Here is a 15,609-nt window from a genome sequence, read left to right on the forward strand (position 1 = left end):
ACCGCCTGAAAGACCATCCAAAGGCTGGGTTCATTGAGCCGCCTGATCGAATGCCGCTGAACCGCTTCAGCGGAAGACCCTCGCCCAGCTGCCTCCGCGATGTTTACGACGATAACGAAGCAAGTATGATTGCCCGTCGATGAAGGCGATTTTCCGGACAGGCCACGACGGCATGCCGAACGGTGGGTCACCTTGCAGACATCCCAGCTCCCGGACGCATGAGGCACACCCATGAGCTTGAACTTGAGCGACTACCAGGAACATCTCGAACGGCTCGATCCCCACGTCAAGGACACCCTGGAGGCGAGCTTTCATGAGGCGGCACGGGTCATGTCGCCGAGCGCGCTGAAAAACTACATCGAAGGCGCGCGGGCGCTTTCCGAACTCGGGCGCGGCGCCGGCTTGGTGCTCGGCTATGTCCAGCAAATGCCGCTGGTGTGCAAGGAAGTCGGCGACGAAGTGATCGCGGACGTCGTCACCGGCGTGATGAAGCTGGCGTCCATGGTCAGCGGAGCGGTGATCGAGCGACTGTTCGACAGCCTGCCCACCGCGGCCAGACGGCTGGGGGACGCCGAACTGCTGCGGCAATACCTCGGACTGATCCATCAGCTTTCCGCCAAGGCGCCGCGTGGCCTTAGGCCGATGCTGGACCACCTCGACCCGCTGTTCGACAAACTGACCCTGGGGGGTCTGCGGCGCTGGGCGCTGTGGGGCGCCCAGGCCCATGCCCGCGATTTCGAGACCCTGGCCAAATATTTCGCGCTGGAGACCGCCGACAGCCTGGCGGTGCTGCAGCAGGAGCGACGCGGCACCCTGTTCGTCGACACCCAGCGCAAGCTGAACTTTTACCTGCGCGCGCTGTGGGGACGTGACTTCTACCTGCGCCCGACCTCCGGCGATTTCGAGACGCGCGAAGGCTACAAACCGTACATCGAACACGGGGTGATCTTCGTACCCGATGCGTACGACGACTTCGGCCCGCTGTCGGGCAAGGAACTCTACCGGGCGACCGCGGCCCATGCCGCTGCCCACCTGGTTTACACCACCCGCCCGCTGTCCGCGGAGCAGCTGACGCCGGTGCAGATGTTCCTGATTGGGCTGTTCGAGGACGCCCGCGTCGAGGCGCTGGCGATCCGGGAATTCCCCGGGCTCAAACAGCTCTGGGCGCCTTTGTTCGAAGCCGCCCTCCGCAGCGACCGCAACGCCGACCCGATGGTACTCTGGCTGGAACGGCTGGCTCACGCCCTGCTCGACGAACGGATACGGACCGACGATCCGATCGTGGCGGAACTGCGCGAATCCTTCCATGCCGCGCTGGCCAAGGATCCGGCCGACAACCGGCTGAGCTGGGACCTGGGCGTCACCCTCTCCAACCGCATCAAGGACCGGTGGGGCCTGCCCTCGCTGCGCGTCCTGGAGAGCTTCGGCGTGCCGTACCGGGACGACAACCGCTTCCTCTGGACCTTCGGCGAAACCGAATGGGCCGAGGCCGACTACGTCGCCCCCAGCCAGCGCCAAGTGCGCAAGAAAGTGTCCTTGATGGCGATGATCGACGAAGTGGACTGCGAACTGGCCGGGGACGACGCCCAGGAAGTCTGGACCCTGGAAACGCCGTTCTATCTCGATCAGGAAGGCTGCACCATCAACGAGCTGGAAGGGAAGGAACCGGTCAGCGACCCCTATCACTACCCGGAATGGGACTACCAGGTCCAGTTGCACCGCCCCAACTGGGCCACCGTGCTGGAGCGTCGCCAAACCAAGGACGACCCGGCGCTCGTCGAACGGATCCTGCTCGAATACAAACCCATCGCCAGCCGCCTCAAGCACATCATCGACGCCCTGCAGCCGCAGGGCGTGATCCGCCAGCGGCGGCGGGAAGACGGCGACGAGATCGACCTGAACGCCGCGATCCGGGCCATGATCGACATCCGCATGGGCGAGATGCCCGACCCCCGCATCAACATCCGCACGATCCGCAAGACTCGCGACCTCGCGGTACTGCTGCTGCTCGATTTGTCGGAATCCACCAACGAAACCCCGCCCGGCAGCGACCGGCCGATCATCCAGCTGGCGCGCGAGGCCTGCACGCTGCTGGCCTGGGCCATCGACGGCATCGGCGATCCCTTCGCCATCCATGGCTTCGCCTCCGACGGCCGCCACGACGTGCAGTACTATCGCTTCAAGGACTTCGACCAGCCTTTCGACGACCAGGCCAAGTCCCGCCTCGCCGGGATGAAGGGCGGGCTGTCCACCCGCATGGGCGCCGCCATGCGGCATGCCGCACACCATCTTGGACATCAGCCCCGGCAGAAAAAGCTGCTGCTCCTGGTCAGCGACGGCGAACCGGCCGACATCGACGAGCGCGATCCGCAGTATCTCCGCTTCGACACCAAGAAGGCAGTGGAGGAATTGGCCTCCTCGGGCATCATGACCTACTGCCTGACGCTCGACCCGGAAGCCGACGATTACGTCTCCCGGATTTTCGGCCCCAACCGCTATACGGTGGTGGACCACGTCCAGCGCCTGCCCGAACGGCTGCCCATGCTGTTCGCCAGCTTGACGGCCTGAAAAAGCCTCGGCCTGCGAAGCCGACGGCGCCATCGCTCGGATCGAGCTTAGTTGAGCGCGAAAAATAATCGAAGTTCTAGTAAATTACTCTCGCCACGCATGGCTGATCGCGGACCGGGCCAGTCGAACGCCCGCCGAAAAACACCTTGCCGAAAAAGAAAAAAATAATGACATCACTCGAACACCTACCATCCGATACCCCTTTGGTTTCATTTGGCTCGAGGCCGTGGATCGCGGCAGCTCGGCGTGGAAGCGACGGCCACGGGTTTCATCCACGAAAGCCGGCCTTGCCACACGGGGCTTCCAATCCTTGCCGGTTCTGAGCCGGTCCCAAGCCCTGTCGAAAAAGACGCCGACGCACCCATCGGGGTGGATCACCTCGGGACAGGTCTGTCCCGCGAATCCAGGCGTACCCGACCACAGGATGCCCTCTTTCACGGTGACAGCCCCATGTTCTTCAATTACCGCGGCTTTCTCAAAGCCCTGCGCCTGGCGTTGTTCCAGCGGCCATTCCGGTTCAGGCGCTGGTGTTACGTACTGCTTTTTTCCGCCTTGTATCTCGCTTTCGTGGCTTTCGTGGCGCTCGGCCGCCTGCTCGACCACCTCTTCTTTCCCGGCTTCCGAACAACCCGCGTCGAACGGCCGGTATTCGTGATCGCCCCGCCCCGGAGCGGAACCTCCTTCCTGCAGCGTGTGCTCTGCGCGGATGACCAGCGCTTCGTGCACTGGAAGATGTACCAGACCATCTTTCCGAGCATCTGCTTTCAGGCTGTCTTCAACGGGCTGGCGTGGATCGACGTCAAGTGCGGCGGCGTGATCCGGCGCCTGATGCAATGGTGCGAGCGGAAGTGGTTCGGCGGCTGGGACGAAATGCATCGGATGCGCCTGGACCAGCCGGAGGAAGACCAGGCGCTGTTCCTCTACGCTTTCGCTTCCGAGGCGATCTTCATGCTGTTTCCGTTCGTGGAGCCGCTTTGGGAGGTGGGTTTTCCCGATGCCCTTCCGCCGGCATCCCGCCGCAAGCTGATGGCCTACTACCGCTCCTGCATGCAGCGCCAGGTCTACGCCAACGGCGGCGGGCGCATCCTGCTGGTCAAGTCGACCCATGCTTCGGGCGCCATCGAGTCGATCGCGGAGGAGTTTCCCGACGCCCGCTTCATCACCATCGTTCGCCACCCGGACGAAGCCATCCCATCCCACGTCAGCCTGTTCGTTCCGGTCTGGCAGGCCCATTCGCCGGAAATCGGAAAGGACGGGGGCGAGTCGAAAGCCTACGCCGCCCTGGCGGCCGAGTGGTACCGGCATCTGCACCGGTTCCGCGCGCGAGTGGAACCCGCCAATTTTTACTCCATCGACTACCGCGATCTCCGGACCGATCCGGGCCGCACGATCGCCGCCCTCTACCGCCATTTCGGCTGGAACATGACCGGATCCTACCGGGCGGTGCTGCGGGAATTCACCGAGCGGCAGCGCACTTTCCAGAGCACCCATCGCTATTCGCTGGAAGAATTCGGGCTGTCGAAACAGTGGATCCGCCAGGAACTGGGCCCGGTGATCGAAAGCCTCGGCCTGGACGGCGAGGCGGCTTCCATCCGGAAGCAACAGGTGGAAAGCCTAGGGCAGACGCTTGTTCCAGGCGGGTACCGGCAATCCTCGGCGTTCGGCCAGCAAGCGGTAATGGGCGGCATGCAGGAGTCCGAGGAGGATCAGGGCAAGCCCGTCGGCCACCACCACCGCCACCACCTTCGTGCCGGCGAAACTTTGCACGGCGACGAGGATGGCCAGGGCGATGTTGCGGTTGGCTGTGCCGAATGCGATCACTCGCCTGCCCTGTGAGTCCGGCCCGCCGAAGGCATAGCCCAAGCAGAACGACAGCTCCCCCGCCAGAACGAATGCCATGAGGGGTTTCCACCCGGTGGCGAGGAGTGTGGAGGATTCGACCCAGGTCACGAACGCCAGGGACACGGCTCCCGCCGTTTCCGCCAGGACATCCAGAGGCCGGACCAGGCGGCCGGCCAGCCGAGGCAGTCCGAATCTGAGTGCCATGCCCAAGATGAGCGGCAGGCTGACAGTGCAGGACAGCACCGCCAGAAGATTCAGATAGCTGAACCTGAGCGTAGCGCCGCCGCCCAGCGCCGCGAAACCGGCATCGAAAGCCAGCGGCGTGAGGAACATGGCGAACACGGGAAAAATCGCGGTCAAACCGGCCGCCAGCGCCAGATCGCCCCGCGCCATTTTCACGAAGACCGGTACCACCGGGGCGAAGGGTGCGGCGGCCAGCAAAAGCATCCCTGCCGCATAGTCCGGCGGCAGGGCGAAAGACCGCGCCAGCCCGTAAGCCAGCAGCGGAACCGCGATGAAATTGAGCGGCAGTACGACGGACCAACGGCAGTCCCGGATGGCCGCCACAACCGCTGCAAGTTCGAGCCGAAGGCCGATCGCGAACAACAACCCTCCCAGGGAAGCCATGGTCAGGCCGCGGATCAGAAGCTCAGGCTGTATCGGAAGATGGTAGGACACGGAAGTCAAGAGGAAGAGGCAGGATCGGGAACCGGCTTTCCTGGCGGCTGGAATACGACGTCCATCGACAGCAGAACAGGCACGCCAAAAGAATTTGAATATGAAACGCTGCGCGGCACTTTTTGAATGTGGGTATCCGAACCCACGGTCGGATTACGCTGCGAAACCCCTCCATGGGTTTCGCCCTACGGGCCAGCCTTCGGCTGTTCAACTTGGCTCCAGGCAAAGTTGGCGCTTTCGACGAGGGTCCATCGAAGGGGCGCCTGCCCCTCGACGGACGAGCCCCCTGCGGCTCCCCTTCGGGCCATTCTCGCCGAAAGCTGCGATGCTCGGCGCGGCCTAACGGAATGGTTCAAATAAGGAGGCACGTTTTGATCACGCGAAAAATACGCCTGCGGACCCGCATCGACCGCCTGTTGTCCATCTGGTTCTATTTTTCGATGCGCCACGCCGTGGCGGTGATCGCTTTTTCGATCCTCGCCGCCACGGCCGCCGTAAACTACACGATCCACAACCTCCGCATCAACACCTACCCCGGCAATGTGCTGTCGGACGAACTGCCGTGGCGCCAGGACAAGCTGGCCTACGAAAGGGCCTTCCCGCAGTTCCGCGATGCCATCGTCATCGTCCTGGACGCCCCGACGCCGGACCAGGCGCGGGATGCGGCGGCCAGACTCTATCACCGGCTGCGCGAGGATTCCGTCCACTTCGAATGGGTGTTCTATCCGCCGGAAAGCGGATTCTTCCGCGAGAACGGCTTGCTGTTCGACGACGCCGCGGACCTGGAAAAACTGTCCGATCACCTGGCCAAGGTGCAGCCGTTCCTGGCGGAGGTGTCCGCCGACCGGAGCCTCCGCGGCGTGTTCTCGCTCCTGGAGCGAGCCCTGCGCACCGGAGAGGACAAGGACATCGATTTCGCCACCGTGTTCGATCGGATCGCCTCGGCGCTGCGCGGTTATCTGGACGGCTCCGGGACGCCCCTGTCGTGGATCGAACTGATGGCCGGCGAGGACGCCAAGCCCGCCGACAGGCGCGTGCTGCTGGAGGTCATGCCGCGGATCGAATACAGCTCGCTGGCGCCCGGCGAAAACCTGATGGCGACGATCCGCCAGACCGGCAAGGCGCTGCGCCTGGAAGAAAGCGGCGTCTTGATGCGGCTCACCGGCGCCGCCGCCCTGTCCGTGGACGAACTCAAGAGCGCCAGCATCGGCGCCCAGATGGCGAGCCTCGGTTCGTTCCTGGGGGTCAGCCTGGTCATGCTGATCGGGTTGCGGTCGCTGTGGCTGGTGCTGGCGGTGCAGATCGGCCTGGTGCTCGGTCTGATCTTCACCGCCGCCTTCGCCGCCGTGGCGCTCGGCCAGCTCAATCTGATTTCGGTCGCCTTCTCCGTGATGTACATCGGCATCGGCGCCGATTACGCCATTTATCTGAGCCTGCGCTACCGTGAGCTGGCCTGCCGTTCGCACAGCCACCGCAGCGCCCTGAAACGTGCCGTCCGCCACGTCGGCGGCTCACTGGAAATCGGTACCCTGACCACCGCTATCGGCTTCTTTTGCTTTGTGCCCACCAGCTACCGGGGAGTCGCCGAGTTGGGCATCATTTCGGGCGCCGGCATGTTCATCAGCCTGCTGGTGACGCTCGCCATCCTCCCCGCCTTCCTCGGCCTCCGACGCCCTTCCCGTTACCTCGGCCCCCATGCCGGGCATGCCGAGCCGCCGCGCTGGCAGCGGAATTTCCTGACTTTTCCGCTGCGTCATTCGCGAAGCGTTCTGGTCGCTGCGGCCATCGTCGCCGCCCTCGCCTTCGTGCAACTGAAGTCGGCGCGCTTCGACCAGAATCCGCTCAACCTCCAGGACCCCTCTGCCGAATCGGTCCGGACCTTCCGCGAACTGCTGGCCGATGGCTCCCATTCGCCCTGGTTCCTGGCGGCGCTGGCCAAGGATGGCGAAGAAGCCGCGGCCATGAAGCAGCGGCTGGAAAGGCTGCCGGTGGTGGACAAGGTCCTGACGCTCGAGGATTTCGTGCCGGGAGACCAGGACGAAAAACTGGACCTGATCGACCAGATGGCGCTGACCCTGGGGCCGCAGCCGGCATCGGGCGACACCAAGCCGCGGCCCGCGCCCGACGAGGAGGCCGCAGCCGTGCGCCGGTTCCTGGCGACCCTCACGGCCCACCTCTCGGTCCACCCCGACGCCGCCGACGCACCGGCCGGCTTCCGCCTCGCCGCGGAACAGGCCCGGCTGGCCGAACGCATCCAGTCCGCGCAGGGCGAGACCCGCACCGAAGCCGTAGAGCGGGTGTCGCACACCCTGGTGGGGGGGCTCGGCAGCCAGTTGGCACGGCTGGTGGATGCGCTGAAGGCCCGCCGGGTCGGCATCGGCGACCTGCCGGACGACTTCCGCTCCCGCTGGATCACCAAGGATGGCGTCCAGCGGGTCGAAATCCGGCCGAAAGAGGACCTGCACGATCCGCAAGCCATGCGCCGGTTCGTGGACCAGGTCCGGCAGGTGGTGCCGCACGCCACCGGGGTGCCAGTGCTGTTCCTCGAATCCAGCGACGCGGTGGTGACGGCCTTCCTGCAGGCCTTTGCCTACGCCATCGTGGCGATCACCGTGATCCTGTTCCTGACCATGGAGAAAAAGATCGACGTGCTGCTGGTCCTGCTGCCGCTGCTGCTGGCTTCCCTGCTGACGGGAGCGGCCATGGCGCTGGCGAAGGTACCCTTCAACTTCGCCAACATCATCGCCCTGCCGCTGGTCTTCGGCATGGGGGTGGACAACTGCATCCACATGGTCCACCGCTTCCGCACCGCGCCGCCGAAGGACGGCATCCTCCTGCACACCAGCACTGCCCTGGCCGTCGTGCTGAGCGCGCTCACCAACATCAGCGGCTTCGGCAACCTCGCGGTATCGCCCCATCTCGGCATGGCCAGCATGGGGATCATGCTGAGCATCGGCATCCTCGCCACGCTCTTGTGCAGCATGATCGTGCTGCCGGCGCTGCTGGCGCAGACGGAGGATTGGGGGCGATTGAAACGATCGCCTTGCGATCGGAGGGGTGAGGAGATTCCCGGCTTGGAATGAACCAACGGCCAGTCTGCCGAACAAGAGCAAAACATGCGCGAGATCCTTGGCAGATAGCGCGCAGGCGCCGATGGCAGGGCCCGCACGGCGACTTCGCCCAGCGGCCAAGCGGGATTCAACCGGGACGTCACCGGTTCGACCCAGCGCTCCCTGACCGGCGATTACCGCCGCTTCGGCAACCTCATCATCCTGGCCCGGCTGCCGATCGGTCTCTACCGCAGGGAAAACCTCCCCAACACCCGCGCATCATGGGCCTGGAAAGGCAAGGCGCGACGGCCTGGATCGCGCAATTCAGCAGCGGCATCGATTCCACCCTCAGTTCGAACGAAAACCTGGACACCGGCGACCCCCTGCCGCACCGGCCCGACAACAGCGGTGTACGGTGGAGACGGGCGAGTTTGCCCTGACCGGGTTCGATCATTCCATTTCTGGCCCCCGCTCGATACGAACAGGTGTCCAGATGACCTGTCAGCTACCGCCATCCATCGCTTGAACCAAAGCCCTCAATCGCCCGGCGATTTCGACCGGGTAAGCCGGCGCCGGTGACAGCCGGCGTAACGCTTCCGGCAGGCGGCCGAGCTGTTCGATCGCATAAGACCGGAGGGTCTGCAACGGCGGGCTCGCTCCGAGCCGCCGGCCGTGGCGCATCACCGGGCGCAGCAGCGGTTCACCGGGCTGCGGGTCGTCGACCAGCGTCAGGCTGTCCCGCTGCATGGTCCCTTCGCCGTCGTAATAGCGGTAAACCTGTTTACGGCCGGGCCAGGTCGCCTTGCCTTCCGAACGCTTGCGCCGGGGGATGCCGGCATATTCCTGGAGCTTGTAGGCGCAGTCGAGATAGGGGGCGTCGGACGAGGTATCCATGCGGGTGCCGATGCCGTAGCCGTCGATCGGCACGGCTTCCGCGGTGTGCCTGGCCAGCAGCGTTTCGTCGAGGCTGCCGCTGGCGAAGATGCTGACTTGGCCGAGGCCGCCGCGGTCGAGGATACGCCGGACCCGGCGGGCGTGCTCGGCCAGGTCGCCGCTGTCCAGGCGCACGCCCTGGATGCGAATGCCTTTGGCGGCCAGGCGTTCGGCCAGGGGGATGAGCTTCTCCGCGGCGGCTTCGGTGTCGTAGGTGTCGATCAGCAGCACCAGGTTGTCCGGCTGGGCGAGGGCGAAATGCTCGAAGGCGGTGAGTTCGTCGTCGTGGGCCTGAATGAAGGAATGGGCCATGGTGCCGTACAGCGGGATGCCCCAAAGCCGGCCGGCGAGCACGTCGGACGTGCCGGAGAACCCCGCGAGGCAGGCGGCGCGGGCCGCCAGGAGCCCCGCTTCGGCGCCGTGGGCGCGGCGGAGGCCGAAATCGACCAGCAGTTTGCCCGGCGCGGCCAAGGTCATGCGCGCCGCCTTGGAAGCGATGAGGGTCTGGAAATGCAGCAGGTTGATGAGCCGCGTTTCGGCCAGTTGCGCCTCGGGAAGGGGCGCCGTCACCCGCACTATCGGCTCGTCGGGAAAGAACACCGTGCCTTCCGGCATGGCATCCACGTCACCGCTGAAGCGCAATGCGGCAAGAGCGTCGATGAAATCCGGCGCGAATCGTCCGGTGGCGCGCAGCCACTCGATCTCGTCGGGCCGGAACCGCATGCCTTCCAGAAACTCCAGCGCTTGCTCCAGTCCGGCCGCAAGCAGGAAGTTGCGCTTGGGCTCGGCTCCGCCGGGAAGCTTGCGCACGAAGAACTCGAACACCGCGGTCTCGTTCATGCGCTGGGCTTGATAGCCCTGCAACATCGTCAATTGATACAGATCGGTGAGCAGGACGCTGTCGACCGGCAGGCTCATTCGAAATCCTTACAGCTGGCGAAGCGGGCGCCTTCCTCTTGCATCCTGGCCAACGCGCGGCGGCCGTCATCCGGCTCTAGGTCGACGGCACGCACCGCGTCTTCGAGAACGACGACTTCGAAACCCAGGCGCCGGGCGTCGAGCACCGTATGCAGCACGCAGTAGTCGGTCGCGAGGCCGCCGATAAACAAACGGCGAACGCCTATATCCTGCAGGATATAGGCGAGGTCCGTGCCTTCGAAACTGGAATAGGCTTCCTTTTCCGGCCACACTGCCTGGGAAAAGATCGGGACATCCTCGGGCAGTGCGAGGTCGGGCGCAAACTCCGCCCCCGGGCTTCCGGCCACGCAATGCGGCGGCCAGGGCCCACCTTGGGCGTGGAACGAGCAGTGGTCCGGCGGATGCCAGTCACGCGTCGCGATGACAGGCAGTCCCGCCCGGACGAAGCGCGCGATGTATTGATTCAGGACCGGTATCACCTCGTCGCCTCCCGGCACGGCGAGGCTGCCGCCCGGTAGAAAATCGTTCTGCACATGCACTACGATCAAGGCATCGCCCGGTGAGGGCAGGAATGCAGCAGTCTCGGTGTTCATATCAGCCACTCCATCAGGATGGCCGGATGATACGCCGTCGCCGGGCAAGGAGGGAACGGATTGAGTTTTCCGGCATCAGGCCCTATAAATGCCGCATCCTATGAGAATGCAGGAAGGAAAATACCGTGCCGAAATACGATTATTTTTGCGAAGCGAACGATCGACTCGTGGAAGTCAGCCACCCCATGCACGAGCGCCTGGCGACCTGGGGCGAAGTGTGCGAGCGCGCCGGGCTGGCGGCGGGTGATACCCCGCTCGATACGCCGGTCAGGAAGCTGATTACCGGCGGCGGCATCGTCCGCTCCGGCGCCCTCAAGAATCCGGAAGCGCCCCCTTGCCAGAGCGGCGCGCCCTGCTGCGGCGCCGGGGCCTGCGGATTCAACTGACGGGAAGGAAGGACTTTCAGCGCGCGGCCCGGTTGGCCCGCGCCTCGTCTTCGAACTTCCGCCGGTACTTCAGGATTTCGCCGACGATTTGTTCCGCCGTCTTTTCGATGTCTTTGCCGGTCGCATTTTTCTCCATCACGAACTTGGCGGCGGCAACATAGGGGTTCATGGTCACGACCGCGCCCGGCATCTTGCTGGGGTCCTTCACCGTGCCGAACACGATGAAGGGCTGGCGCGGGTCCTTGCCGGCGAGATCGCTCACGCCGACCTGCACGTCCATGGCGGTCGCCCCGGCTCCGAAACCGATCACCGCGCGCTCGAGCCGGCTGCCTTCGTCGACCTCGGTGAACATGCCCTGCACCAGCCAGCCGTCGCGCGGCAAGGCGCCGGCCGTGGAGGCGATGCGCTGTGCAGGCAGCCCCTTGTCCGACAGGCTCTTCACCAGCGCGGCCGCCATGGTGTCGACGATTTCCCGGGCTTGGTCGCCGGGACTGCCGGGGCCGAAGGGTTTCCTCAGGCGTTGGCCGAGTCCGCCCAGCAGCCCCGGGCGTTGCGATTGCGACTGGCCGGGCAGCAGGCCTCTGACGCCGGGATCACCCTGGATGTTTTCGGCATCCAGCGCGAAATCCGCGACATACACCGTCCTCGGCCCTTCGCCGGGTTTGACGGCGCCGAGCTGTTCGTTGCGGACCTCCACGCCGCCCAGAAATTTGCGGGACCGGTCCGAGCTGCATCCGCCGAGCGCGATACCGGCAACCGCCAGACAAACCAGAAGGGAAAGGGAAATCCGGCGTTTCATGTACTCTCCTTGAGGTTTCGGGGGAGCCGAACATCGGGGGCTTCGAGACCGATGTCCAATGATAGCAGCCGCCGAGCTCGCCCCGCAGCCGGAGTCCGGTGTCGTTCAGTCGCACTCCCATAGATCCAGCGCGACCCGGTCGTGCCGCTGCGGATCGTACTTGACCGGAACCGTGCGGCCCGGCTGGGCGCTGGGCATGGCGGTCGACCGTGGCGCTCAGGCGGGTTCTCGAATCGGCGGGCGGCGTTTTCAAAAGCAGTTTCCGGTTACCAAAGTCTCACGAAATAGCTTGGCATCGTGCTCTCTTCATGGGGTGAGTAGGTGTCACATCCCAGAACGTGATGGCCGCAATATGTCGAGGCCCGATGGCACAGCCTCTCGGCGAACTCACTCGGGCAGATAATCCGGATCCAGCACTTCGACCAGATCGAACGGCGGCTGCGCTGGAAAGGCATCCAGCGTCAGCCCTGTCTCCATCATGGCGCTGAAGCGGGCGTTGTCGTAGGTCTCGAGAAAACAGACGTGGAGAGCGGGCTTCAGGCTGGGGTTGGCTTCCATCAGCTTGGCCAGGCGCCTGCGCTGGTCGAGTATGGCCGATTCCCAGCGCTGCCCGTGAGATTCGGGCTGGTGGCCCCATTTCAGCAAATGCGTCAGCAGCACTTCGAGGCGCCGGGTCAGCTGCAGCCGCGCACTGCGGCCCAAGGCCTCGATTTCCTCGCAAAGGTGCTCGGTATCCAGCTCGGAGAACCGGCCGGCTTTGAGGAGTTCGGACTGTTGCAGGGTCCAGCCGAAAAAATCGCGTTCGTAGAGACTGGCGTTCACAGAATGACCCTCGTTGTCTGGAGTGCGGGACGGGACCCCCCGTCCCGCGGATTTCCGCTTATCCCCTCAGGTGCTGCAGGACTTCGTCCAGCATCTTCTTGGCATCGCCGAACAGCATCCGGTTGTTCTCCTTGTAGAACAGCGGATTGTCGACGCCGGCATAGCCGGACGCCATGGAACGCTTCATGACGATGGAAGTGCCCGCCTTCCAGACCTCCAACACCGGCATGCCGGCGATGGGGCTGTTGGGGTCTTCCTGGGCGCCCGGATTGACGATGTCGTTGGCGCCGATGACCATCGCCACGTCGGTTTCCGGGAAGTCCTGGTTGATTTCGTCCATTTCCAGCACGATGTCGTAAGGCACCTTGGCTTCGGCCAGCAGCACGTTCATGTGCCCAGGCATGCGGCCGGCCACCGGATGGATGGCGAAACGCACGTTGACGCCCTTGTCCCGCAGGTACTTGGTGATTTCATACACCGTGTGCTGAGCCTGCGCCACGGCCATGCCGTAGCCCGGCACCAGAATGACGTTCCTGGCATTGCGCAACAGCTCCGCAGTCTCCTCGGGGGTGATGGGCTGCACCTCGCCCTCCGGCTTTGCCCCCGTCACGGCAGTGCCGCCCTCGGTGCCGAACCCCCCGGCGATCACCGCAAAAAAATGGCGGTTCATGGCCCGGCACATGATGTAGGACAGGATCGCGCCGGAAGAACCCACCAGGGCACCGGTGACGATCAGGAGATCGTTCGACAGCATGAAGCCCGTGGCCGATGCGGCCCAGCCGGAATAGCTGTTGAGCATGGACACGACCACGGGCATGTCGGCGCCGCCGATCGCCATGACCATGTGGATGCCGAACAGCAGGGCGATGCCGGTCATGATGCCGAGCGGCACGATGCCGGTCGCGATCGAATCGGCGTCGAGAAACTGCTTGCCGACCACGATAACGGCGATCAGGAGCCCCAGGTTGAGCCAGTGGCGTCCCGGTATCAGCATCGGCTTGCCGCTGATCTTGCCGGACAGCTTGCCGAAAGCGATGACCGATCCGGAAAAGGTCACGGCGCCGATGAGGACTCCGATGTAGATCTCCGATTCGTGGATGGTCTTCTCGACGCCGCTGAAGTGCGCGCTCGGGTCGAAATAGTTGGCGAAACCGACCAAGGCTGCCGCGAGACCGACCAGGCTGTGCATGAGCGCCACCAGTTCCGGCATCTCGGTCATCTTGACCTTGATCGCGGCATACACGCCGACACTGCCGCCGACCAGCATGGCGATCAGGATCGGCACGTAGCTGGTGACTTTCGGCCCCAGCAAGGTCGCCAGGATGGCGATGGCCATGCCTGCGATGCCGTAGAAATTCCCTCGCCTTGCCGTTTCCGGATGGCTCAGCCCGCCCAGGCTGAGGATGAACAGGATGGTCGCGCCGATGTACGCGACCGTAACCAAACCTTCAGACATGATCTTCTCCCGTCCTTGTTATCTTCTGAACATGCGCAGCATGCGCTGGGTCACCCAGAATCCGCCCGCCATGTTGACCGCCGTCAGGGCGATGGCCAACCCTGCCAGCGCCAGGATCAGCGTGCCGGGCGAGGAAATCTGGATCAGTGCGCCGATCGCGATGATGCTGGAGATGGCGTTGGTGACGCTCATCAAGGGTGTGTGCAGCGCGGGCGTCACGTTCCAGATCACCATGTACCCGACGAAGCAGGCGAGCACGAACACGGTGAAATGTTCCATGAAGTCGGCCGGGGCGTTGACCCCGATCAGGTAGAAGATCAATGCGCCGATACCGATGCCGAGGCCGGTTCGGGCCCAGGCCGGCAGCAGCGGCTTCTTTTCGGCTACGACCGGCGGCGCGGCCGTGGCCATCTGCGGAGCCGCCGCGCTGATCTTGGGTGGTGGTGGCGGCCAGGTAATGATGCCGTCCTTGATCACCGTCGCACCGCGGATCACTTCGTCGTCCATGTCCACCACGATATTGCCATCCTTCTGCGGGCACAGCTCTTCAAGCAAACGCAGGAGGTTGGTGGCATAGAGCGTACTGGACTGCCGAGCCAGGCGGCTGGGCAGATCGGTGTAGCCGATGATGGTGACGCCATGGCGCACCACGACCTCGCCGGGGACGGTCAGCTCGCAGTTGCCGCCCTGTTCGGCGGCCATGTCGACGATCACGCTGCCCGGCTTCATGGACTTGACCATGCCGACGGTGATCAGCTTGGGCGCAGGCTTGCCGGGAATCAGGGCGGTGGTGACGATGACGTCGACGTCCATGGCTTGGCGGGCGATCATGTCGGCCTGGGCCTTCTGATAGCCTTCGCTCATGATCTTGGCATAGCCGCCGACGCCCGTACCCTCCTCCTGGTATTCCACCTCGACGAACTCGGCGCCCATGGACTTGACCTGGTCCTTCACTTCCGGCCGCGTATCGGTGGCGCGCACGATGGCGCCCAGCCCGCCGGCGGCGCCGATTGCGGCAAGTCCCGCCACGCCGGCGCCGATGACGAAGACCTTGGCCGGCGGCACCTTGCCGGCCGCCGTCACCTGGCCGCAAAAAAAGCGGCCGAAATGATAGGCCGCTTCGATCACCGCACGGTAGCCGGCGATGTTCGCCATGGAGCTCAGGGCATCGAGTTTCTGCGCCCTGGAAATCCGCGGCACGCTGTCCATGGCCAACACGGTTCCGCCAGTGGCGGCCAGCTTGTCCATGAGTTCGGGGTTCTGGGCGGGCCAGATGAAACTGACGAGACACCCGCCCTGCCGCATCAGATCGACTTCGGCGAGCGAAGGCGCGCGCACCTTGAGGACGATGTCGGAACCGGCCCAAACCTCGGCGGCGTTTTCGATGACCGCAACGCCGGCTTCCCTGAACGCATCATCGGAGAAACTCGCCCCATCCCCGGCGCCGGACTCGACCACGACCTCGAACCCAAGCTTCTTTATTTTCTCGGCCACTTCCGGTGTGGTCGCTACCCGGCACTCCCCGGGAAAGATTTCCTTCGGTATTCCAATTCGCATGCAAGCC

The 15,609-nt window shown here is 64.5% G+C and carries 10 protein-coding genes and 1 pseudogene; 4 read left to right on the top strand and 7 right to left on the bottom strand.

Going from position 1 to position 15,609, the window contains the following annotated elements; all coding sequences use genetic code 11:
• Positions 1–231: 231 nt before the first annotated feature.
• Both GNH96_RS00390 and GNH96_RS00395 read left to right on the top strand, forming a co-directional pair.
• Complete coding sequence (locus tag GNH96_RS00390) at positions 232–2,568, top strand: nitric oxide reductase activation protein NorD (protein WP_169601258.1); 2,337 nt, start codon at positions 232–234, stop codon at positions 2,566–2,568.
• A gap of 450 nt (positions 2,569–3,018) precedes the next feature.
• Complete coding sequence (locus tag GNH96_RS00395; protein ID WP_169601259.1) at positions 3,019–4,404, top strand: sulfotransferase family protein; 1,386 nt, start codon at positions 3,019–3,021, stop codon at positions 4,402–4,404.
• Positions 4,405–4,539: 135 nt separating this feature from the next.
• Here the strand turns inward: GNH96_RS00395 and GNH96_RS15930 are convergent.
• A pseudogene (locus GNH96_RS15930) lies at positions 4,540–5,037 on the bottom strand (bile acid:sodium symporter); the annotation flags it as partial.
• A 422-nt stretch (positions 5,038–5,459) separates the two neighbouring features.
• On the opposite strand from GNH96_RS15930, the gene GNH96_RS00400 reads away from it, so the two are divergent.
• A complete protein-coding gene (locus tag GNH96_RS00400) occupies positions 5,460–8,171 on the top strand; it encodes an MMPL family transporter (protein ID WP_169601262.1) in 2,712 nt (903 codons plus the stop codon).
• Positions 8,172–8,639: 468 nt separating this feature from the next.
• Here the strand turns inward: GNH96_RS00400 and GNH96_RS00405 are convergent, their stop codons facing one another.
• Together GNH96_RS00405 and GNH96_RS00410 are read right to left on the bottom strand one after the other, a co-directional pair.
• The gene (locus tag GNH96_RS00405; RefSeq protein WP_169601264.1) at positions 8,640–9,989 is read right to left on the bottom strand and encodes a nicotinate phosphoribosyltransferase; all 1,350 of its coding nucleotides are present in this window, start codon (positions 9,987–9,989) and stop codon (positions 8,640–8,642) included.
• A complete protein-coding gene (locus GNH96_RS00410) occupies positions 9,986–10,582 on the bottom strand; it encodes a nicotinamidase (RefSeq protein WP_169601266.1) in 597 nt (198 codons plus the stop codon). The genes GNH96_RS00405 and GNH96_RS00410 overlap by 4 nt, the downstream gene beginning before the upstream one ends.
• Before the next feature lie 125 nt (positions 10,583–10,707).
• Here GNH96_RS00410 and GNH96_RS00415 point away from each other — a divergent pair, with 125 nt between their 5' ends.
• Entirely contained in the window at positions 10,708–10,968 is a 261-nt protein-coding gene (locus GNH96_RS00415) for a zinc ribbon domain-containing protein (protein WP_169601268.1), read from the top strand.
• Positions 10,969–10,984: 16 nt separating this feature from the next.
• On the opposite strand, the gene GNH96_RS00420 is transcribed toward GNH96_RS00415, so the two are convergent.
• The 4 genes from GNH96_RS00420 to GNH96_RS00435 all read right to left on the bottom strand — a co-directional run bounded on the left by GNH96_RS00420 (position 10,985) and on the right by GNH96_RS00435 (position 15,602).
• Entirely contained in the window at positions 10,985–11,767 is a 783-nt protein-coding gene (locus tag GNH96_RS00420) for a DUF4410 domain-containing protein (protein ID WP_169601270.1), read from the bottom strand.
• A 387-nt stretch (positions 11,768–12,154) separates the two neighbouring features.
• Positions 12,155–12,589: a DUF29 domain-containing protein gene (locus tag GNH96_RS00425; protein ID WP_169601272.1), complete on the bottom strand. Its 435-nt coding sequence runs from the start codon at positions 12,587–12,589 to the stop codon at positions 12,155–12,157.
• A gap of 58 nt (positions 12,590–12,647) precedes the next feature.
• Positions 12,648–14,045 (bottom strand): Re/Si-specific NAD(P)(+) transhydrogenase subunit beta, encoded by a 1,398-nt coding sequence (gene pntB, locus GNH96_RS00430; protein WP_169601274.1) that lies wholly within the window; start codon positions 14,043–14,045, stop codon positions 12,648–12,650.
• 18 nt (positions 14,046–14,063) lie between these two features.
• Positions 14,064–15,602 carry a Re/Si-specific NAD(P)(+) transhydrogenase subunit alpha gene (locus GNH96_RS00435; protein ID WP_169601277.1) on the bottom strand — a complete coding sequence of 513 codons (1,539 nt, stop codon included), beginning with the start codon at positions 15,600–15,602 and terminating at the stop codon, positions 14,064–14,066.
• Positions 15,603–15,609: the final 7 nt, after the last annotated feature.

Origin of the sequence: Methylococcus geothermalis, assembly GCF_012769535.1 — a bacterium.
GTDB classification, from domain to species: Bacteria; Pseudomonadota; Gammaproteobacteria; order Methylococcales; family Methylococcaceae; genus Methylococcus; species Methylococcus geothermalis.